Raw genomic sequence first — 18,539 nt, forward strand, 5'->3', positions numbered from 1 at the left:
AACGATTTCCTTGCGGAGAGCCCCATGAAGCAAACGAAATACGTCGCCCGTGAGCCGGATGCCAATGGCTTTATCGACTACACACCTGCCGAACACGCGGTGTGGAATACGCTGATCACCCGTCAGCTCAAACTGCTGGAAGGCCGCGCCTGCCCAGAGTACATGCAAGGCATCGAAAAGCTGGGCCTGCCCCACGATCGCATCCCGCAACTGAGCGAAATCAATCAGGTACTGGGTGCCACCACTGGCTGGCAAGTTGCCCGCGTTCCCGCACTGATCCCCTTCCAGACCTTCTTTGAATTGCTGGCCAATAAGCAGTTCCCGGTAGCGACCTTCATTCGCACCCCTGAAGAGCTGGATTACCTGCAAGAGCCAGACATTTTCCACGAGATTTTCGGCCACTGCCCGCTGCTCACCAACCCGTGGTTTGCCGAATTCACCCACACCTACGGCAAGCTGGGGCTGCAAGCGAGCAAGGAACAACGGGTGTATCTGGCCCGCCTGTACTGGATGACCATCGAGTTTGGCCTGGTGGACACCCCGGAAGGCAAACGCATTTATGGCGGCGGGATTCTTTCGTCGCCCAAAGAAACGGTTTACAGCCTGTCGTCAGAACCGGAACATCAGGCCTTCGATCCGCTGGAAGCCATGCGCACGCCGTATCGCATCGATATTTTGCAGCCGCTGTATTTTGTCCTGCCGGACTTGAAGCGTCTGTTTGATCTGGCCCACGAAGACATCATGGGCATGGTCGAAAAAGGCATGACAATGGGCCTGCATGCGCCCAAATTTGCGCCTAAACCGAAAGCGGCATAACACGTCTTTTTACATATCAATAAAAACTGAATTCAGGAATCCACCATGAACGCACTGAACCAAGCCCACTGCGAAGCCTGCCGCGCCGATGCTCCACAGGTCAGCGACGAAGAACTGCCGGTACTGATCAAGCAAATTCCGGATTGGAACATCGAAGTTCGCGACGGCATCATGCAGCTGGAAAAGGTCTTTCTGTTCAAGAACTTCAAGTTCGCACTGGCCTTCACCAATGCCGTGGGCGAAATCGCAGAAGCCGAAGGCCATCACCCTGGCCTGCTGACCGAGTGGGGCTCGGTGACCGTGACCTGGTGGAGCCACTCGATCAAGGGCCTGCACCGCAACGATTTCATCATGGCCGCACGCACTGACGAAGTCGCCAAAACCGCTGAAGGCCGCAAATAATGCACTTCGACGCCATAGGTCGGGTACCGGGCGACCCGATTCTCGGTTTGATGGACGCCTATAAGCAAGACAGCAACCCGGACAAGTTCGACCTGGGCGTGGGCGTCTACAAGGACGCCAATGGCCTGACGCCGATCTTGCAGTCGGTCAAGAAAGCCGAACAGCGCCTGGTCGACCAGCAACTGACCAAAACCTATATCGGCGGTCATGGCGACAGCCGTTTTGGGCAATTGATCAGCGAGCTGGTACTGGGTGAGGGTTCGCCGCTGCTGGCGGGCAAACGTGCGGGAGCCACCCAAACCCCGGGCGGCACCGGCGCGCTGCGCCTGAGCGCCGACTTTATCGCGCAATGCCTGCCGGGCCGGGGCATCTGGCTGAGCGATCCGACATGGCCGATCCATGAAACCATCTTTGCCGCTGCCGGGCTGAAGATCAGCCACTACCCGTATGTGGGCCGCGACAACAAGCTCAACGTCGCGGCGATGCTTCAGGCACTGGAACACGCGCCAAAAGGCGATGTGGTTCTGCTTCACGCCTGCTGCCACAACCCGACCGGTTTCGACCTGTCCCAGGCTGACTGGCTGCAGGTGCTGGAGGTGGTACGCCGTCGCGAACTGCTGCCGCTGATCGACTTCGCTTACCAGGGCTTCGGTGACGGCCTGCAGGAAGATGCCTGGTCAACTCGCCTGTTCGTCAGCGAATTGCCGGAAGTGCTGATCACCAGTTCATGCTCGAAGAACTTCGGCCTGTACCGCGAGCGGGTTGGCGCCTTGATCGTGTGTGCCAATGATGCCGAAAAGCTGACGGATATCCGCAGCCAGCTGGCCTACCTGGCGCGCAACCTGTGGTCCAACCCGCCGGATCATGGTGCGGCGGTGGTCGCAACCATCCTCGGCGATGCAGCGCTTAAAAACCTGTGGATCGACGAAGTGGAAGCCATGCGCAGCCGCATCGCGCACTTGCGCAGCGGGCTTGTGGAAGCACTGGCGCCATTCGGGCTGGCCGAACACTTCGCTCACATCAATGAGCAACGCGGAATGTTTTCCTACACCGGCCTGACTCAGGAACAAGTCCAGTTGTTGCGCGAGAAACACAGCGTCTACATGGTCGGTTCTGGCCGCGCCAACATGGCCGGCGTCGACGGCACCCGCCTGAGCCTGCTGGCCAAGGCGATTGCGCAGGTTTGTACCCGTTGATTTTGTACTGATCCTGTACCTGTAGTCGCTGCCGAAGGCTGCGAAGGGTTGCGGAGCAACCCGTTGTCTCGAGCTCACCGCAGCCTTCACGCAGCCTTCGGCAGCGACTACAGGGTTCTTACGCCGCCAGATGAAATTTCAATACAATTCCCCCCAGACGCAATAAAAAGACAAATTGTCACACTCTGTCCTGTATCCTTAGCAAGCTACTTAAAACACACCTTGCGAGGAGCGCGACGATGCACGAGATCCCAAACCTCCCCTTCCCAAGCCTGCACGAAACCGAGCAGCCAGTCCCGCAACACACCAGTGGCGAAATAAGCGCTCTGGATGAGGCCTCAGAAAGCCTCCAGGCCGACAGCGAAGACTGACGGCTCACAATCAGACGGTGCGAAAAGCATCTTGTTTTTCATACCGTCTGACACAATCGCTCCACCCCCCCTATTCCGGATTCAAGCGTGACTGACACTTTCAGCGAAACCCAAGCCAGCGTCCTGATCGGCACCGCCGAAAAAATGATCGACCTCTGGGAGCGTCTCAGCCCCGAGAAGCAAGCAACCTTGCTCAAGCGTTTCGGCACCCAGGAAAACGCCTTGGCCGCTTTAATCGCGACACAATTGGTTCGACCATTGTAATCTGCGTCAACCGCACCCCGCAGGACCCCTACCCCATGCCCGAAACACAGCGTCCTATGGCGATCACTCTGCAAGTGGTCTCCATCGTTCTGTTCACCTTTATTGGCTATTTGAATATCGGCATTCCGCTGGCCGTGCTGCCCGGATACGTACACAACCACCTGGGCTATGGCACCGTCATCGCCGGGCTGGTGATCAGTGTGCAATATCTGGCCACGTTGCTGAGCCGCCCCTACGCCAGCCGCATCATCGACAACCTGGGCAGCAAGCGCGCCGTGATGTACGGCCTGGCGGGCTGCGGCCTGAGCGGCGTCTTTATGCTGGCTTCCAGCTGGCTGACCGCGATGCCGGCGCTTAGCCTTGCCAGCCTGCTGGTCGGACGCCTGGTATTGGGCAGCGCCGAAAGCTTGGTGGGCTCAGGCTCCATCGGCTGGGGCATTGGCCGGGTCGGCGCGGCCAACACCGCCAAGGTGATTTCCTGGAACGGCATCGCCAGTTACGGGGCCATTGCCATTGGCGCGCCATTAGGCGTGGTGATGGTCGGGCACTTGGGCATGTGGAGCATGGGCGTAAGCATTATATTGCTGGCGCTGGTGGGCTTGCTGCTGGCATGGCCCAAGCGCGCTGCGCCCATCGTCAGCGGTGTGCGCCTGCCGTTCCTGCATGTCCTGGGGCGCGTATTCCCTCACGGGGCCGGGCTGGCACTCGGCTCGATCGGCTTTGGCACCATTGCGACCTTCATCACCCTTTACTACGCGACCAACAACTGGGAAAACGCGGTGCTGTGCCTGAGCCTGTTCGGTGCCAGCTTTATCGGTGCACGCCTGGTGTTCGGCAATTTTATCAACAGGATCGGCGGTTTTCGGGTGGCGATTGCCTGCCTGGGCGTCGAGACCCTGGGCCTGCTGTTGCTGTGGCTGGCACCGAACCCGCAACTGGCACTGGCGGGCGCGGCCCTGAGCGGTTTCGGCTTCTCGCTGGTGTTCCCGGCGCTGGGGGTTGAAGCCGTCAACCTGGTGCCCGCCTCCAGCCGTGGTGCGGCCGTGGGCGCGTACTCGCTGTTCATCGATCTGTCACTGGGCATTACCGGCCCGCTGGTGGGCGCTGTGGCGGCAGGTTTTGGCTTTGCTTCGATCTTCTTGTTCGCGGCACTGGCAGCGTTCAGTGGATTGCTGCTGAGTGTTTATCTGTATCGCCAGGCTCAGAGAGCCCGAGCCTGACCCCTTCAGAAATCTACCTTGCCCCGCCCTGCCTTGATGCTGCCACGCTTGGTCTTTGATTCCAGGCGACGCTTCTTCGAACCCAGGGTCGGCTTGGTCGGACGGCGCTTTTTCTCCACCTTGGTCGCACTGACGATCAACTCCACCAGACGCTCCAGCGCATCCGCCCGGTTTTGCTCCTGGGTGCGGTATTGCTGAGCCTTGATGATCAGCACGCCATCACTGGTGATCCGACTGTCGCGCAGCGCCAGCAGCCGCTCCTTGTAAAACGGCGGCAACGACGAGTTGGGTATATCGAAGCGCAAATGCATGGCGCTCGACACCTTGTTGACGTTCTGCCCGCCCGCACCCTGGGCGCGGATTGCCGTCAGCTCGATCTCGGCATCGGGGATGTGCACGTTATTGGAAATCACCAGCATCAAAAATGGGTCCGTCTTCGGGGCGTGCAGGATACCCCACAAACAACAAACCCGGCGCAATGGCCGGGCTTGTTGGATTAACCGCTCAGCTTATTTGGCAGAGCTGTAAGCCGCAGCCGATGCCTGCACCGCGCGCTTGTTTTTGATCAGGTAGCACACCCACATAAAGACCACCCACACCGGAATCGCATACACCGACACGCGAATCCCCGGGATCAACAACATGATCACCAGAATGAACGCTACAAATGCCAGGCAGATGTAGTTGCCGTAGGGATACCACAAGGCCTTGAACAGCGGGACTTGCGCCGTTTTATCCATGTGCTGGCGGAACTTGACATGGGAGAAGCTGATCATCGCCCAGTTGATTACCAGGGTGGCCACTACCAGGGACATCAGCAGTTCCAGCGCATCGTGTGGCATCAGGTAGTTGAGCAGGACCGCAATCACCGTGACGGCAGCCGAAGCCAGGATCGAGTTGACCGGCACACCGCGCTTGTCGATTTTGGCCAGCACTTTGGGTGCGTCACCCTGCTGCGCCATGCCCAACAGCATGCGGCTGTTGCAGTAGGTGCCGCTGTTGTACACCGACAACGCTGCGGTCAGGACCACAAAGTTAAGGATATGGGCCGCCGTGTTGCTGCCCAGCATCGAGAACACTTGCACGAACGGGCTGCTGCTGTAGCTGTCGCCACCGGCGTTGAGGGTTTCAAGCAACGAGTCCCACGGGGTCAACGACAGCAGAACCACCAGGGCACCGATGTAGAAAATCAGGATGCGGTAGATCACCTGATTGATCGCCTTGGGGATCACGGTGCGCGGCTTGTCGGCTTCTGCTGCGGTGAAACCGAGCATTTCCAGACCGCCAAAGGAGAACATGATAAAGGCCATGGCCATGATCAGACCGGTCGTCCCGTTCGGGAAAAAGCCGCCGTGCTCCCACAAGTTGCTGACCGATGCCTGAGGACCGCCGCTGCCGCTGACCAGCAGGTAGCTGCCAAGGGCGATCATGCCGACGATCGCCACGACCTTGATGATCGCGAACCAGAACTCGGCCTCGCCAAACACTTTGACGTTGGTCAGGTTGATGAGGTTGATCAGGACGAAGAAGGCTGCTGCCGAGGCCCAGGTCGGGATTTCCGGCCACCAGTAGTGCACGTACTTGCCGACGGCGGTCAGTTCCGACATGCCCACCAGAATGTAGAGCACCCAGCAGTTCCAGCCCGACATGAAGCCGGCAAAACCACCCCAGTACTTATGGGCAAAGTGACTGAAAGAACCGGCGACCGGTTCTTCGACGATCATTTCGCCGAGCTGGCGCATGATCATGAAGGCAATGAAGCCGCAGATCGCATAGCCCAGAATCATCGATGGACCGGCTGACTTCAGCACCCCGGCCGAACCGAGGAACAGGCCAGTACCAATCGCGCCACCGAGGGCGATCAGCTGAATATGACGATTTTTCAGGCCGCGTTTAAGCTCGCCCGAATGCGAGGTATTTCCACTCATTGAAAAGGTCCCACACAAGGTTTGATGTGATTCAGTGCGTTGTAGCTTGAGCACCAGAGGCAGTGATCGAAGGGTCTACAACACAAATCAAACCCCAGCGCAGGCGCCAGGAATCCAAGGTTGTTTCACGAGTCATGCGTCACCTGTTTGTTTTTATCTGTGACGGAATCGAACCCGCAACGCTTGTGGCATTGCGGAATTTTCAAGGCGTGCAGCCTTGGCAAAATGCGCGGGTACGCAATTGAGTCACAGTTAAAACGCGGCGCATTGTACACCCGCACGTAGGCAAGATCCCATCACACAGCCGATAGCAAGACGAAACAAGCCGCAATCTATGTAGGAAGTGTCCTAATTCTATAAAACTCGGCAAATTTTCATTACAGCGAAGTGATTTCAGCGGTTTAATGGCGGTAAGTGGCTGAATTCGTATGAATTTGTTGACGAGCTGTAACGATTATTTTCCACCTAATTTATTGCCTGCTGCACCTGCCGAAGGCGTTTTTCAGGCATAAAAAAACGCCAACCCCGAAGGGCTGGCGTTTTTTGTACAGCGCTTAACGCTTACTGCGGCTTGCGACGGCCAAAGCCTGGACGCTGGCCGGAACCGGCCGGAGCGCCACGACGCTTGCCCGACGGTGCATCGTCAACCAGCTTGGGGCCTGAACGGCTTGGCTTGGTTGGACGCTTGTTGACTTCGCTCGGACGCTCGGCAACCGGCGCACCACGACCCGCAGGTACGCGGTCAGTGCGACCTGCCGGCTTGCGTGCCGGACGAGCAGCCTCATCGCGGGCAGGACGCGCCGGGCGCTCGCCTTCGATGTGTGGCTGACGGGCTGGACGCGGAGCCAACGGGGCACCTTCGGCCGGACGCAGAACGCGGGCAACACGATCACCACGAGCCACAGGGCGCGAGGATTTACGCTGCATACGCTCCAGCTTGTCTTTGCTCTTGGCGTTCATCTGCGGCATGGCAACCGGCGTGAGGCCAACTTCAGCACTGAGGATATCAACCTCAAACTGGCTCATTTCGCGCCAGCGACCCATCGGCAGGTCGGAGTTGAGGAACACCGGACCGAAACGCACGCGCTTCAGGCGGCTGACCACCAGGCCCTGGGATTCCCACAGGCGACGTACTTCACGGTTACGGCCTTCCATCACTACGCAGTGGTACCAATGGTTGAAACCTTCGCCGCCCGGAGCCTGCTTGATGTCGGTGAAACGCGCAGGGCCGTCTTCCAGCACAACGCCAGCCTTGAGGCGCTCGATCATCTCGTCATCCACTTCGCCACGTACACGTACCGCGTATTCACGGTCCATTTCGTAGGAAGGATGCATCAGGCGGTTGGCCAGCTCACCGTCGGTGGTGAACATCAGCAAGCCGGTGGTGTTGATGTCCAGGCGGCCGATGTTGATCCAGCGGCCTTCTTTTGGACGCGGCAGTTTGTCGAACACGGTCGGACGGCCTTCAGGGTCGTCACGGGTGCAGATTTCGCCGTCGGGTTTGTTGTACATGATCACGCGGCGAACCGATTCGGCTGCCTCTTCACGCTTGATCACCTTGCCATCGATGGAGATGGCGTCGTGCAGGTCTACGCGCAGACCCAGGGTTGCATCCTTGCCATTGACCTTGATACGGCCCTGGCTGATCCAACTCTCTACGTCGCGACGCGAGCCAACGCCAATACGGGCGAGGACTTTTTGCAGTTTTTCGCCTGCTGGGCCAATTTCCTGGCTGTCTTTAGGGTCTAGATCACTCATCTGGGCACCTCCCGGTGTGTCAATTCAGGCGAACGCCTGAAGTGTTAAAAATGGGCCTTGGGGCTCTATCGAGCGCCAAAGGGTCGCGAATCATACGCTGATGTTGGCCATTGCGCATCAAAGGCTAGTCACGAAGTGGCCGACTTACTTCTTTTTCCGCCGACCGGTGGCCTCAAACGCCAGCAAACGCAGCGCCGACTCCGCCAGCACTGCACGCTTTTCGTCTTTGCCGAGTTTCTTCCAGGCCTTGATTTCACGCTTGGTGCGCCCGCAACCGATGCAGATGTCATCGGTAAATTTGCAGACGCCGATGCAGGGGTCTTTGGGTGAAGTCATTACTGCCCTCCCACTTATGTGTAGTCGCTGCCGAAGGCTGCCGCAGTACCTTCGTTTTAAAAAGCACGACCCCTGCGGGCTCGATCGCAGCCTTCGGCAGCGACTACAAAGATTTGTCAATCTTGCTGCTCGCGGCGCTCCTGCTCGATGGCTTCAGCCAGTGCCTGAGCCTCACGCTCTTCATCGCTCAAGGCCGAACGCTGCTCAAGGGCCGCAACGGCAGCGCGCAATCGCTCGCGGGCCAGCTCGGCCGCAGAGGGTTGCGCCGGTTGTGGTTGCACCTCTACCTCTACCTCTACCTCTACCTCTACCTCTACCTCTACCTCTACCTCTACTTCGACCTCTACCGCTACCTCTGCTTCCGGCTCCGGAACATCGACGGGCACAGCGTCGCGCAGCAAATCGTCAAAGTCGGTCTTGAGACCTTCTTCCATCGAGTCCAGTTCCGTCAGCAGGGTACGGAAGCTGGTTTCATCCTTGGGCTCTTCCGGCTCGGCGCTTTCGTCGGCCAGGGCCTGAAGGTGCGCAGGCACCGGAGCGTCGTCGAAATCGAGGATCGGATCAGGCTCAAGCTCGCGCAACTCGGCCAGCGGCGGCAGTTCGTCGAGGCTCTTGAGGTTGAAGTGATCGAGAAAACCCTTGGTGGTTGCGAACATCGCAGGCTTGCCCGGCACGTCGCGATAGCCCACCACGCGGATCCACTCTCGCTCAAGCAGGGTTTTGACGATGTGGCTGTTAACCGCCACACCTCGCACGTCTTCAATCTCGCCCCGCGTGATGGGCTGGCGATAGGCAATCAGCGCCATGGTTTCAAGCATGGCTCGCGAGTAGCGCTGCGGGCGCTCTTCCCACAAACGCCCGACCCACGGCGAGTACTTTTCTCGAATCTGCAGGCGATAGCCCGAGGCAACTTCCTTGAGTTCAAACGCTCGGCCATCGCAGGATTTGCGCAGCAGTTCCAGGGCCTTCCTAAATACAGGCGGTTCCGGACGCTCACCTTCTTCAAACAGTTCAAACAGGCGCTCAAGGCTTTGCGGCTTTCCCGAGGCCAACAGAAAGGCCTCAAGCAAGGAGGCAAGCTCGCGGGGTTCAGTCAAATTCATGGTTTCAGCTCTTTATTCGGCTCTTGCCCGCACATGGATCGGCGCGAAGGGTTCATTTTGCACCAGCTCGACCAGCGACTCCTTGACCAGTTCAAGCACGGCCATAAACGTCACGACCACGCCCAACTTGCCTTCTTCGGCAGTAAACAGCTCGACAAAAGGCACAAAGCCGCCGCCCTTGAGGCGTTCGAGCACGTCGCTCATGCGTTCGCGGGTCGACAGGGCCTCACGGCTGACCTGATGGCTTTCAAACATGTCGGTTCGGCGCAACACTTCAGCCATGGACATCAGCAACTCTTCCAGCGCCACATCCGGCACCAGCTTGCGGGCCCGGGCTTCAGGGGCATCGAGTTTGGGCACAAACACCTCGCGCCCTACCCGGCTCAACCCTTCAATCCCTTCAGCGGCAGCCTTGAAACGCTCGTATTGCTGCAAGCGGCGAATCAGTTCGGCACGGGGGTCGCCCTCGTCCTCTTCGATTTCGACCGAGCGAGGCAACAGCATGCGGGACTTGATCTCGGCCAGCATGGCGGCCATCACCAGGTACTCGGCGGCCAACTCCAGGCGCACGGTTTTCATCAGCTCGACATAACCCATGTACTGGCGGGTGATTTCAGCCACCGGAATGTCGAGGATATCGATGTTTTGCTTGCGGATCAGGTACAGCAGCAGGTCGAGCGGGCCTTCAAAGGCATCGAGGAACACCTCCAGCGCATCCGGAGGGATGTACAGGTCTTGCGGCATTTCGATGACCGCCTGGCCATAGACCATAGCGAGCGACAGTTCTTGCTGGACACCGGCCTGGGCCTCTACCGCCTCAGGAGCTTGAACGTCAGACATCAGGCCTCGACCATAAACGGTTCAGGATCGCCGCAACCCACACGGACAATCTCGGGATCACCGCTGTCGACCAGGCTGATCACGGTCGAGGCCTTGTTGCCGCCAAAACCGCCATCGATAATCAGGTCGACCTGTTTTTCCAGGGCATTGCGAATCTCGTACGGATCTTCCATCGGCTCGCTTTCGCCCGGCAAAATCAGCGTCACGCTCATCAGCGGCTCGCCCAGCTCTTCAAGCAGCGCCAGCGCAATCGGGTGGCTCGGTACGCGCAGGCCGATAGTACGGCGCTTGGGATGCAGCAGCAGGCGCGGCACTTCGCGGGTGGCGTTGAGAATGAAGGTGTAAGGTCCCGGCGTGTGAGCCTTGAGCAAACGGAACGTGCCGGTATCGACCTTGGCGAAAAGCCCCAGCTGGGAAAGATCGCAGCACATCAGGGTGAAGTTGTGCTTGTCGTCCAGGTTACGCAGGCGCTTGATCCGCTCGATCGCACCCTTGTCGCCCATCTGGCAACCCACGGCATAGGACGAATCGGTGGGATAAATCACCACCCCACCCTTTTTGATGATCTCGACGGCCTGCTTGATCAGGCGCGCTTGAGGGTTTTCCGGATGAATCTGGAAAAATTGACTCACAGTGTTTACCTGTTCAGACGTTAGCAGTGGGCTGTTCATATTTGAATCGACACCACAATGGCGGCAGATCTTCCGGGACCGGGCGGTACTCGCCAATCTCGGACCAACCTCCCGGACCATGAAAATCACTGCCGGCACTGACCAGCAGACCGAACTCACGCGCAAGGATCGCCAGGCTGCCTACCTGATCGGCTGGCTGATACCCGTTGACCACTTCAATAGCGTGACCCCCAGCTTGAATATAGTCGCCAATCAGACGTCGGCGCTTGCTGCGGGTGAAATCGTAGTGCGACGGGTGCGCCAGGCTTACCCAGGCCCCGGCTGCACGCAGGGTGGCGACCGTGTCTTCAAGGGTCGGCCAATGCAGTTTGACGTCGCCCAGCTTGCCCGCCCCCAGCCACTTGCGAAAGGCTTCAGCGCGATCCTTGACGTACCCGGCCTCGACCAGAAAATCGGCAAAGTGCGGACGGGCCGGGGCATTACCGCTGTCACCCAGCCCTTGCTGGATGGCCCGCGCGCCTTCAAGTGCGCCGGGCATGCCCTTGAGCGCCAGTTTGCGACTGATCTCCTCGGCCCGCAGCCAGCGGCCCTCATGCAGTTTGGCAATGGCCTCGACCAACGCCGGGGCATTGACATCAAAACCGTAGCCGAGCACATGAATCGTGGCCCCGCCCCAGGTACACGACAATTCGACGCCGTTGATCAAGGTCATGTTCAGCGCCTGCGCCGCTGTGCGGGCTTCGTCCAGACCTTCAAGTGTGTCGTGATCGGTCAGGGCCAGGACTCGCACACCTTTCTCGAACGCACGCGCGACCAGTACCGCAGGCGCCAGGGCGCCATCGGAAGCTGTGCTATGGCAATGCAAGTCAATTTCCACGGGGATTTAATAACCTCTAGCTGACACTTTCGCTGTCATTGATGTTTGTTATTATGCCGCCACATCCTGCTTCTGGCTGCCACTGTGAAACAATTCATCGACTTCATCCCGCTGCTACTGTTTTTCATCGTTTACAAAACCGACCCACGCATCATCGAAATCGGCGGGCACAGCCTGTCGGTCGGGGGTATCTACAGCGCTACGGCGATGCTGATTGCCAGTTCGCTGGTGGTGTACGGCATTCTGTTTTTTAAACAGCGCAAACTTGAAAAAAGCCAATGGCTGACCCTGATAGCCTGCCTCGTGTTCGGCAGCCTGACCCTCGCCTTCCACAGCGAAACCTTCCTCAAGTGGAAAGCGCCGGTGGTGAACTGGCTATTTGCACTGGTGTTTGCCGGTAGCCATTTTATCGGCGACAAACTGCTGATCAAACGCATGATGGGTCATGTACTGACCCTGCCCGACGCGGTATGGACACGCCTGAACCTGGCCTGGATCGCATTCTTCCTGTTTTGCGGCGCGGCCAACCTCTACGTTGCGTTCACCTATCAAAGCTTCTGGGTCGACTTTAAAGTGTTCGGCAGCCTGGGCATGACCGTGCTGTTCCTGATCGGCCAAGGCATCTACCTGTCGCGCCATCTGCATGACACCGATCCAACCACCCCCAAGACCAAGGACTGACATGCTCTACGCCATCATTGCAACAGACGTCGCCAACTCGCTTGAAACTCGCCTGGCTGCCCGCCCTGCGCACCTTGAGCGCTTGCAACAGCTTAACGCGCAAGGTCGCATGGTGCTGGCCGGCCCTCATCCGGCCATCGACAGCAATGATCCGGGCGCTGCCGGCTTCAGCGGCAGCCTGATCGTGGCCGAGTTCGAATCCCTGACCATCGCCCAGGCCTGGGCCGAGGCTGATCCCTTCGTTGCTGCTGGCGTGTATGCCAGTGTCATCGTCAAGCCGTTCAAGCAAGTCCTGCCGTAACCCGCCTCCCTGGGGTATCTTTGCCGGTAGCCGACGTAGACAACGTCGGCACTGGTTAAATCGAGTAAGTCATGAGCGACCTGTTACTGATAGATGATGACGAGGAGCTGTGTGAGCTTCTCGTCAGTTGGCTGAGCCAGGAAGGCTTCCAGGTTCGCGCTTGCCATGACGGTTCAAGCGCCCGCAAGGCGTTGAACGAGTCCAGCCCCGATGCCGTGGTGCTGGATGTCATGCTTCCAGATGGCAGCGGCCTTGAGCTGCTCAAACAACTGCGCAGCGATCATCCGGACTTGCCGGTGCTGATGCTGTCAGCCCGTGGCGAACCCCTGGACCGCATTCTGGGGCTCGAACTGGGCGCCGATGACTACCTGGCCAAACCCTGCGACCCCCGGGAACTGACTGCCCGCCTGCGCGCTGTATTGCGCCGCAGCCATCCGGCAGCGGTATCCAGCCAGATGGAGCTGGGGGATTTGTGCTTCAGCCCCATGCGCGGCGTGGTCACGATCGACCAGCGCGACATCACGCTGACCGTGTCTGAAAGCCGGATTCTTGAAGCCCTGCTGCGTCAACCGGGCGAGCCGCTGGACAAGCAGGAACTGGCGCAGATTGCCCTGGGCCGCAAACTGACCCTGTACGACCGCAGCCTGGACATGCACATCAGCAACCTGCGCAAGAAGATTGGCCCCCACCCCGACGGCAGCCCCCGTATTGTGGCGCTGCGCAGCCGTGGTTACTTTTACAGCGCATAACCCCTTTTTGCCGGGAGCGTATGTAAATACCCCGCAAAACCGTCTTTACCAAAGCTTTACGCAGGGCTGACAGCGCTTGACCTTGATCTCCCTAAACTGGGCGCATCCGGATTCACCGGAACGTAATCGAAGGAGACACACCATGCGTAAGACTCTAATTGCTTTGATGTTTGCTGCAGCACTGCCAACCGTCGCAATGGCCATGCCTGGTGGCGACGGCTCAATGGGCCCACGTCACGGTGGCGAGCACCACGGTCGCGGCGAAGCCCCTTACAGCCAACTGGACCTGAGCCGCGAACAACGCCAGCAGATTGGCAAGTTGATGGGCGAGCAAATGCATGACCGCAAGCAGTTGGTCGAGAAGTACCTGGAAAAACTTCCAGCCGCTGATCAAAAAGCACTGAAAGACGAGATAAAGGCCAAGCACGACAAGACCCAGAGCGATATCCGTGCCTTGCTCAAGCCTGATCAGCAAAAACGCTTCGACGAGATGCAACAGAAACGCACCGAGCGCCAGGCTGAGTGGAAGCAGTTCAAGGAATGGAAAGCACAGCAAGCTCCTAAAGCGCAATAATCCACGCGCACATGAAGCCCAACGGCCTTTGGCCGTTGGGCTTTACTCGTTTTAACCCATTACCCGCGAGGAATTACCGTGCGATCACTGTTTTGGCGCATTCTTGCCAGCTTTTGGCTGGCGATTGCCTTGGTCGCAGGGCTTTCGATCCTGATGGGGCACATGCTCAATCAGGACGCGTGGATTCTTTCCCGCCACCCAGGGATCGCCAACCTGGCGCAACAATGGACTGAGCGCTACGAAACCCAGGGCGCCGACGCCGCCCAAGACTTCCTCGAAAAGCGTAAACGTCGCTATCACATCGACGTGCAGGTACTTAACGAAAGTGGCGACCCCGTGGTTCGCGGCACGTTCCCTCGCCGGGCAGCGGCCTGGGAAGCTCGCCAGCATCCGGGCGAAGAGCAGTTGCCCTGGCGCCGCCTGACGGTCGAATACACCAGCCCAAAAACCGCCGAAACCTACCTGCTGATTTATCGCATTCCACACCCGGAACTGGATGCCTGGCATCGCCAGAGCCTGATCTGGCCGCTGAGTGCCCTGGGGATTGCCCTGGTGGTACTGACCCTGTTCAGCCTGATGGTCACCCTCTCTATCACCCGGCCGCTGAGCCGCCTGCGAGTTGCAGTGCATGATCTGGGGCAAACCACCTACCAGCAGAACAGCCTGGCGCGACTGGCCTCGCGCCGCGATGAGTTTGGCGTACTGGCCACCGACTTCAACCGCATGGGCGCCCGCCTGCAAAGTTTGATCGGCAGTCAGCGCCAGTTGCTGCGCGACGTGTCCCACGAGCTGCGCTCGCCACTGGCCCGCCTTAAAATCGCCCTGGCACTGGCCGAGCGCGCCGGACCTGAGGAGCGGGAAAAACTGTGGCCACGGCTGACCCGCGAATGCGATCGGCTTGAATCGTTGATCAGTGAGATTCTCACCCTGGCCCGGGTTGATGCCGACCAGGCCAGCGCAGAGCACGTGGAGCTCAATGCCCTGCTCGGCGCGGTGCAAAAGGATGCGTCGATGGCGGCCCCCGAGCAAGCGGTGCAATTGCTTGCCGAGCCGGATTTGAGCCTCAATGGCTGGCCAACCATGATCGAGCGGGCGGTGGATAACCTGCTGCGCAATGCGCAACGTTTCAACCCGCCCGGTCAGCCGATCGAGTTGAGTGCGGCGCGCGAGGGCGAGCACATCACTATCAAGGTACGCGACCACGGGCCCGGTGTCGCCGAGGAGCACTTGGCACAACTGGGCGAACCGTTCTTCCGCGCGCCTGGCCAGACGGCCGCCGGGCACGGGCTGGGACTGGCCATTGCACGCCGTGCTGCGGAACGTCATGGCGGGCGCCTGGTGCTGGGCAATCATCCGGATGGCGGGTTTATTGCCACGCTGGAGTTGCCGCTGGAGCCCAACGGCAATCTGTAAATCTGATGCGGCGTTTGCGCTGCTGTTGCGGGAGCGGGCTTGCTCGCGATGCAGGCGACGCGGTTTGTCTGGATGACCGCGGTGATGCCCTCGCGAGCAAGCCCGCTCCCACAGGTTTCGAGATCCGGGATTACTTGACCGGCCACGCCTTCACGAACTCGGCGCTATCCACTTTCGGCGCGGTACGCAGTTCGTTCTGCGCGGTCCCCAGATACAAGAACGCGACCACTTCCTCGCCCTCGCCCAGCCCCAGTCCCTTGGCCACATGTGGCGCATAGGACAATTCACCGGTACGCCATACCGCACCAATGCCCTGGGCAAAGGCTGCCAGTTCAATGGCATGGGCTGCACAGCCTGCCGTAATCAGTTGCTCGGATTTCGGTACTTTGAAGTGATCCTGCAAACGGGCAATCACCACAACGACCAACGGTGCGCGCAAAGGCATGGCGCGAGCCTTGTCCAATGCCGCTTGTGTCACCTCGCCGCCCTGGGCCTGCACGGCCTCGGCAAGTATTTCACCCAGCTGGTTGCGCGCTTCGCCTTCAACCGTCAAAAAACGGTAAGGACGCAACTGGCCGTGGTCCGGCGCACGCAAGGCGGCCGCAAACAGTACTTCACGTTGCTCGGCCGTCGGCGCCGGATCAAGCAAGCGCGGGGCAGAAACACGGTTGAGCAAAGCGTCGAGAGCCTCCATTGGCCACCTCCTGAAGAAAATGTGCGGCTATTCTAACGGTATCTCCCGAGGGCCTGGCAGTTTACATAGCCCAGACCACAGGTAGAATGGCGCCCCTCTTTCATCCCCGAGCTGACTTCATGGCGTTGCCGACCTTACGCATCATCGGTTTTATTATCGGCATCTTCCTGATTACGCTCGCGATCAGCATGGCTGTGCCCATGTTGACCCTGGTGATTTACGACCACCTGGGCGACTTGCCATCTTTCCTGTGGGCCAGCCTGATTACCTTTATTGCAGGTTTGGCGCTGGTGATACCCGGGCGCCCCGAGCAGGTTCACCTGCGTCCACGGGACATGTACCTGCTGACGGTGTCCAGCTGGGTCATCGTGTGCATCTTCGCCGCACTGCCATTTTTGCTGACGCAGCACATCAGCTACACCGACTCATTTTTCGAAAGCATGTCCGGCATTACCGCCACCGGCTCCACGGTCCTGAGCGGGCTGGACACCATGTCCCCCGGCATTTTGATGTGGCGCTCAATGCTCCACTGGCTGGGTGGCATTGGCTTTATCGGCATGGCGGTAGCGATTTTGCCCCTGCTGCGAATCGGTGGCATGCGCCTGTTCCAGACCGAATCTTCTGACCGATCCGAAAAGGTCATGCCCCGCTCGCATATGGTGGCGCGACTGATTGTGGCCGCTTATGTCGGCATCACCATCATCGGCAGCCTGGCGTTCTGGTGGGCAGGCATGAGTGTGTTTGACGCGATCAACCACGCCATGTCGGCCATTTCCACCGGAGGGTTCTCAACCTCCGACCAGTCGCTGGCCAAGTGGTCACAACCGGCAGTGCACTGGGTGGCCATCGCCGTGATGATCATGGGCAGCTTGCCGTTTACCCTGTATGTCGCCACCTTGCGCGGCCATCGCAAGGCGCTGATCAAGGACCAGCAGGTTCAAGGTTTGCTGGGCCTGCTGCTGGTGACCTGGATCGTACTCAGCGCCTGGCTGTGGTGGACCACCAACATGCCTTACTGGGACGCCTTCCGCCATGTGGCGCTCAACGTGACGTCGGTTGTTACAACCACTGGTTTCGCTCTGGGCGACTACAGCCTGTGGGGCAATTTCTCGCTTATGCTGTTCTTCTATCTGGGCTTTATTGGAGGATGTTCGGGCTCGACTGCTGGCGGAATCAAGATTTTCCGTTTTCAAGTCGCCTACATCCTGCTCAAGGCCAACCTTAATCAGCTGATCCACCCTCGTGCAGTGATCAAGCAGAAGTACAACGGCCACCGCCTCGACGAAGAAATCGTACGCTCGATTTTGACCTTTTCGTTCTTCTTTGCCATCACCATTTGTGTGATCGCCCTGGCCCTTTCGCTGCTGGGGCTGGACTGGATGACCGCCCTCACCGGCGCTGCCAGCACAGTGTCCGGCGTTGGACCGGGGCTGGGCGAAACCATTGGCCCCTCCGGCAACTTCGCCAGCCTGCCGGATGCAGCCAAGTGGATTCTGTCCCTGGGCATGTTGCTAGGTCGCCTGGAGATCATTACCGTGTTCGTACTGTGCATCCCGGCATTCTGGCGGCACTGATCCACACATGAGGTCGCCATGGACCAAATCCTGTCACTGCGTCATTACCGCCAAGAGGTGATTGCTCACAGCCATGAGCACGCGCAGGTGGTGATCAGTCTGTCCGGCAAACTCGATTTCGAAGTGGACGGACGCGCCAGCCTGTTACGTCAGCAGCATCTGATCATTATTCCCGCAGGCGCTCACCACACCTGCGGCAGCCCGCAAGGTAGCCACTGCCTGGTGCTCGACGTTCCGGGGCAAAACTGGCTCGGGCAAACCCTGGGCGAGCACGCCGATGCCAGCCGTCGCCTTCTCGACACGACCGGTCACCTGGTCCTGGACCCCAGGCAACACCAATTGGTGAGCTGGCTGGCCAGCAGTCCTGTGAGTGACCCTCTGATTGCCCGCCAAGGTGCGATTCTGCTGCTGGCCAGCTTGAACCCGCTCGCGCCTGAACAGACACAAGCCCGACGCCTGCCCTACGCCGCCATGGATGCCTACATCGCACAAAATGCCGCCTACCCACTTCAGGTTGCAGATCTGGCGCAGATTGCCGGTCTTTCCTGCGCCCGCTTGCACAGTCGCTTTGTCAGCGAGAGCGGGCAAACGCCCATGGACTACATTCGCCAACGCCGTCTGTACAGCGGCTTGACGCTATTACGCCACAGCACCCTGCCCATTGGCGAAGTCGCCAGCCGCGTCGGTTACAGTTCACAGAGCGCTTTTGCAGCCGCCATGCTCCGGGAATTCGGAGCCTCGCCTTCGGTACTGCGCCGCGAGTCTGGCGACAACTGACGCCAGTCTCACGACAGACAGCTCCCCGCCCCG

22 protein-coding genes are annotated in these 18,539 nt (G+C 59.3%); 13 read left to right on the top strand and 9 right to left on the bottom strand.

The features are described from left to right. Window positions 1-24: 24 nt before the first annotated feature. From phhA to VSQ83_RS16065, 6 genes are all read left to right on the top strand, one after another. Entirely contained in the window at window positions 25-816 is a 792-nt protein-coding gene (gene phhA, locus VSQ83_RS16040; protein ID WP_133079023.1) for a phenylalanine 4-monooxygenase, read from the top strand. A 45-nt stretch (window positions 817-861) separates the two neighbouring features. Then, entirely contained in the window at window positions 862-1,218 is a 357-nt protein-coding gene (locus VSQ83_RS16045) for a 4a-hydroxytetrahydrobiopterin dehydratase (protein WP_048360736.1), read from the top strand. Continuing rightward, window positions 1,218-2,414 (top strand): amino acid aminotransferase, encoded by a 1,197-nt coding sequence (locus VSQ83_RS16050; RefSeq protein ID WP_257623041.1) that lies wholly within the window; start codon window positions 1,218-1,220, stop codon window positions 2,412-2,414. Before VSQ83_RS16045 ends, VSQ83_RS16050 begins: the two co-directional genes overlap by 1 nt. 239 nt (window positions 2,415-2,653) lie before the next feature. Further along, the gene (locus VSQ83_RS16055) at window positions 2,654-2,785 is read left to right on the top strand and encodes a hypothetical protein (RefSeq protein ID WP_257623040.1); all 132 of its coding nucleotides are present in this window, start codon (window positions 2,654-2,656) and stop codon (window positions 2,783-2,785) included. Between the two features lie 87 nt (window positions 2,786-2,872). Beyond that, window positions 2,873-3,049, top strand: a complete 177-nt coding sequence (locus VSQ83_RS16060) for a hypothetical protein (protein WP_326427199.1) — start codon at window positions 2,873-2,875, stop codon at window positions 3,047-3,049. Window positions 3,050-3,084: 35 nt separating this feature from the next. Further along, the gene (locus VSQ83_RS16065; protein WP_326397625.1) at window positions 3,085-4,269 is read left to right on the top strand and encodes an MFS transporter; all 1,185 of its coding nucleotides are present in this window, start codon (window positions 3,085-3,087) and stop codon (window positions 4,267-4,269) included. 5 nt (window positions 4,270-4,274) lie between these two features. Here the strand turns inward: VSQ83_RS16065 and arfB are convergent, their stop codons facing one another. From arfB to VSQ83_RS16105, 8 genes are all read right to left on the bottom strand, one after another. Beyond that, window positions 4,275-4,688: an alternative ribosome rescue aminoacyl-tRNA hydrolase ArfB gene (arfB, locus tag VSQ83_RS16070; RefSeq protein WP_019828782.1), complete on the bottom strand. Its 414-nt coding sequence runs from the start codon at window positions 4,686-4,688 to the stop codon at window positions 4,275-4,277. Window positions 4,689-4,778: 90 nt separating this feature from the next. Further along, window positions 4,779-6,197 carry an amino acid permease gene (locus VSQ83_RS16075; RefSeq protein WP_133079020.1) on the bottom strand — a complete coding sequence of 473 codons (1,419 nt, stop codon included), beginning with the start codon at window positions 6,195-6,197 and terminating at the stop codon, window positions 4,779-4,781. A 561-nt stretch (window positions 6,198-6,758) separates the two neighbouring features. Further along, window positions 6,759-7,955 (bottom strand): 23S rRNA pseudouridine(2605) synthase RluB, encoded by a 1,197-nt coding sequence (gene rluB / locus VSQ83_RS16080; RefSeq protein ID WP_133079019.1) that lies wholly within the window; start codon window positions 7,953-7,955, stop codon window positions 6,759-6,761. A 144-nt stretch (window positions 7,956-8,099) separates the two neighbouring features. Next, complete coding sequence (locus tag VSQ83_RS16085; protein WP_133079018.1) at window positions 8,100-8,291, bottom strand: DUF1289 domain-containing protein; 192 nt, start codon at window positions 8,289-8,291, stop codon at window positions 8,100-8,102. Window positions 8,292-8,407: 116 nt separating this feature from the next. Next, entirely contained in the window at window positions 8,408-9,394 is a 987-nt protein-coding gene (scpB, locus tag VSQ83_RS16090) for an SMC-Scp complex subunit ScpB (protein ID WP_326427200.1), read from the bottom strand. 12 nt (window positions 9,395-9,406) lie between these two features. After that, window positions 9,407-10,105 (bottom strand): segregation and condensation protein A, encoded by a 699-nt coding sequence (locus VSQ83_RS16095; protein WP_162207958.1) that lies wholly within the window; start codon window positions 10,103-10,105, stop codon window positions 9,407-9,409. 128 nt (window positions 10,106-10,233) lie between these two features. Then, entirely contained in the window at window positions 10,234-10,866 is a 633-nt protein-coding gene (locus VSQ83_RS16100; protein ID WP_133079015.1) for an L-threonylcarbamoyladenylate synthase, read from the bottom strand. A 13-nt stretch (window positions 10,867-10,879) separates the two neighbouring features. After that, window positions 10,880-11,743 (bottom strand): PHP domain-containing protein, encoded by an 864-nt coding sequence (locus VSQ83_RS16105; protein WP_133079014.1) that lies wholly within the window; start codon window positions 11,741-11,743, stop codon window positions 10,880-10,882. Between the two features lie 84 nt (window positions 11,744-11,827). Here VSQ83_RS16105 and VSQ83_RS16110 point away from each other — a divergent pair, with 84 nt between their 5' ends. The 5 genes from VSQ83_RS16110 to VSQ83_RS16130 all read left to right on the top strand — a co-directional run bounded on the left by VSQ83_RS16110 (window position 11,828) and on the right by VSQ83_RS16130 (window position 15,461). Further along, window positions 11,828-12,424, top strand: a complete 597-nt coding sequence (locus tag VSQ83_RS16110; RefSeq protein WP_133079013.1) for a septation protein A — start codon at window positions 11,828-11,830, stop codon at window positions 12,422-12,424. A 1-nt stretch (window position 12,425) separates the two neighbouring features. Next, entirely contained in the window at window positions 12,426-12,725 is a 300-nt protein-coding gene (locus VSQ83_RS16115; RefSeq protein ID WP_326427201.1) for a YciI family protein, read from the top strand. Between the two features lie 71 nt (window positions 12,726-12,796). After that, window positions 12,797-13,474, top strand: coding sequence for a response regulator transcription factor (locus VSQ83_RS16120; protein WP_133079011.1), 678 nt, complete (start codon window positions 12,797-12,799; stop codon window positions 13,472-13,474). Between the two features lie 142 nt (window positions 13,475-13,616). Next, window positions 13,617-14,048: a Spy/CpxP family protein refolding chaperone gene (locus tag VSQ83_RS16125; protein ID WP_133079010.1), complete on the top strand. Its 432-nt coding sequence runs from the start codon at window positions 13,617-13,619 to the stop codon at window positions 14,046-14,048. A 78-nt stretch (window positions 14,049-14,126) separates the two neighbouring features. Continuing rightward, window positions 14,127-15,461: a HAMP domain-containing sensor histidine kinase gene (locus tag VSQ83_RS16130; RefSeq protein ID WP_133079009.1), complete on the top strand. Its 1,335-nt coding sequence runs from the start codon at window positions 14,127-14,129 to the stop codon at window positions 15,459-15,461. 130 nt (window positions 15,462-15,591) lie between these two features. On the opposite strand, the gene VSQ83_RS16135 is transcribed toward VSQ83_RS16130, so the two are convergent. Then, a complete protein-coding gene (locus VSQ83_RS16135) occupies window positions 15,592-16,155 on the bottom strand; it encodes an NAD(P)H nitroreductase (protein WP_219262955.1) in 564 nt (187 codons plus the stop codon). Window positions 16,156-16,274: 119 nt separating this feature from the next. Here VSQ83_RS16135 and VSQ83_RS16140 point away from each other — a divergent pair, with 119 nt between their 5' ends. Both VSQ83_RS16140 and VSQ83_RS16145 read left to right on the top strand, forming a co-directional pair. Further along, complete coding sequence (locus tag VSQ83_RS16140) at window positions 16,275-17,729, top strand: TrkH family potassium uptake protein (protein ID WP_326397619.1); 1,455 nt, start codon at window positions 16,275-16,277, stop codon at window positions 17,727-17,729. Between the two features lie 18 nt (window positions 17,730-17,747). After that, a complete protein-coding gene (locus VSQ83_RS16145) occupies window positions 17,748-18,506 on the top strand; it encodes a helix-turn-helix transcriptional regulator (protein WP_133079006.1) in 759 nt (252 codons plus the stop codon). The last annotated feature ends 33 nt before the right edge of the window (window positions 18,507-18,539 follow it).

This window comes from Pseudomonas sp. DSV-1, assembly GCF_035830915.1.
GTDB lineage: Bacteria > Pseudomonadota > Gammaproteobacteria > Pseudomonadales > Pseudomonadaceae > Aquipseudomonas.

Excerpts from the sequence above, each read along its gene's own strand:
- phhA (WP_133079023.1), top strand. The coding sequence starts at position 25 with ATGAAGCAAACGAAATACGTCGCCCGTGAGCCGGATGCCAATGGCTTT.
- VSQ83_RS16045 (WP_048360736.1), top strand. The coding sequence starts at position 862 with ATGAACGCACTGAACCAAGCCCACTGCGAAGCCTGCCGCGCCGATGCT.
- VSQ83_RS16050 (WP_257623041.1), top strand. The coding sequence starts at position 1,218 with ATGCACTTCGACGCCATAGGTCGGGTACCGGGCGACCCGATTCTCGGT.
- VSQ83_RS16055 (WP_257623040.1), top strand. The coding sequence starts at position 2,654 with ATGCACGAGATCCCAAACCTCCCCTTCCCAAGCCTGCACGAAACCGAG.
- VSQ83_RS16065 (WP_326397625.1), top strand. The coding sequence starts at position 3,085 with ATGCCCGAAACACAGCGTCCTATGGCGATCACTCTGCAAGTGGTCTCC.
- arfB (WP_019828782.1), bottom strand. The coding sequence starts at position 4,688 with ATGCTGGTGATTTCCAATAACGTGCACATCCCCGATGCCGAGATCGAG.
- VSQ83_RS16075 (WP_133079020.1), bottom strand. The coding sequence starts at position 6,197 with ATGAGTGGAAATACCTCGCATTCGGGCGAGCTTAAACGCGGCCTGAAA.
- rluB (WP_133079019.1), bottom strand. The coding sequence starts at position 7,955 with ATGAGTGATCTAGACCCTAAAGACAGCCAGGAAATTGGCCCAGCAGGC.
- VSQ83_RS16085 (WP_133079018.1), bottom strand. The coding sequence starts at position 8,291 with ATGACTTCACCCAAAGACCCCTGCATCGGCGTCTGCAAATTTACCGAT.
- scpB (WP_326427200.1), bottom strand. The coding sequence starts at position 9,394 with ATGAATTTGACTGAACCCCGCGAGCTTGCCTCCTTGCTTGAGGCCTTT.
- VSQ83_RS16115 (WP_326427201.1), top strand. The coding sequence starts at position 12,426 with ATGCTCTACGCCATCATTGCAACAGACGTCGCCAACTCGCTTGAAACT.
- VSQ83_RS16120 (WP_133079011.1), top strand. The coding sequence starts at position 12,797 with ATGAGCGACCTGTTACTGATAGATGATGACGAGGAGCTGTGTGAGCTT.
- VSQ83_RS16125 (WP_133079010.1), top strand. The coding sequence starts at position 13,617 with ATGCGTAAGACTCTAATTGCTTTGATGTTTGCTGCAGCACTGCCAACC.
- VSQ83_RS16135 (WP_219262955.1), bottom strand. The coding sequence starts at position 16,155 with ATGGAGGCTCTCGACGCTTTGCTCAACCGTGTTTCTGCCCCGCGCTTG.
- VSQ83_RS16140 (WP_326397619.1), top strand. The coding sequence starts at position 16,275 with ATGGCGTTGCCGACCTTACGCATCATCGGTTTTATTATCGGCATCTTC.
- VSQ83_RS16145 (WP_133079006.1), top strand. The coding sequence starts at position 17,748 with ATGGACCAAATCCTGTCACTGCGTCATTACCGCCAAGAGGTGATTGCT.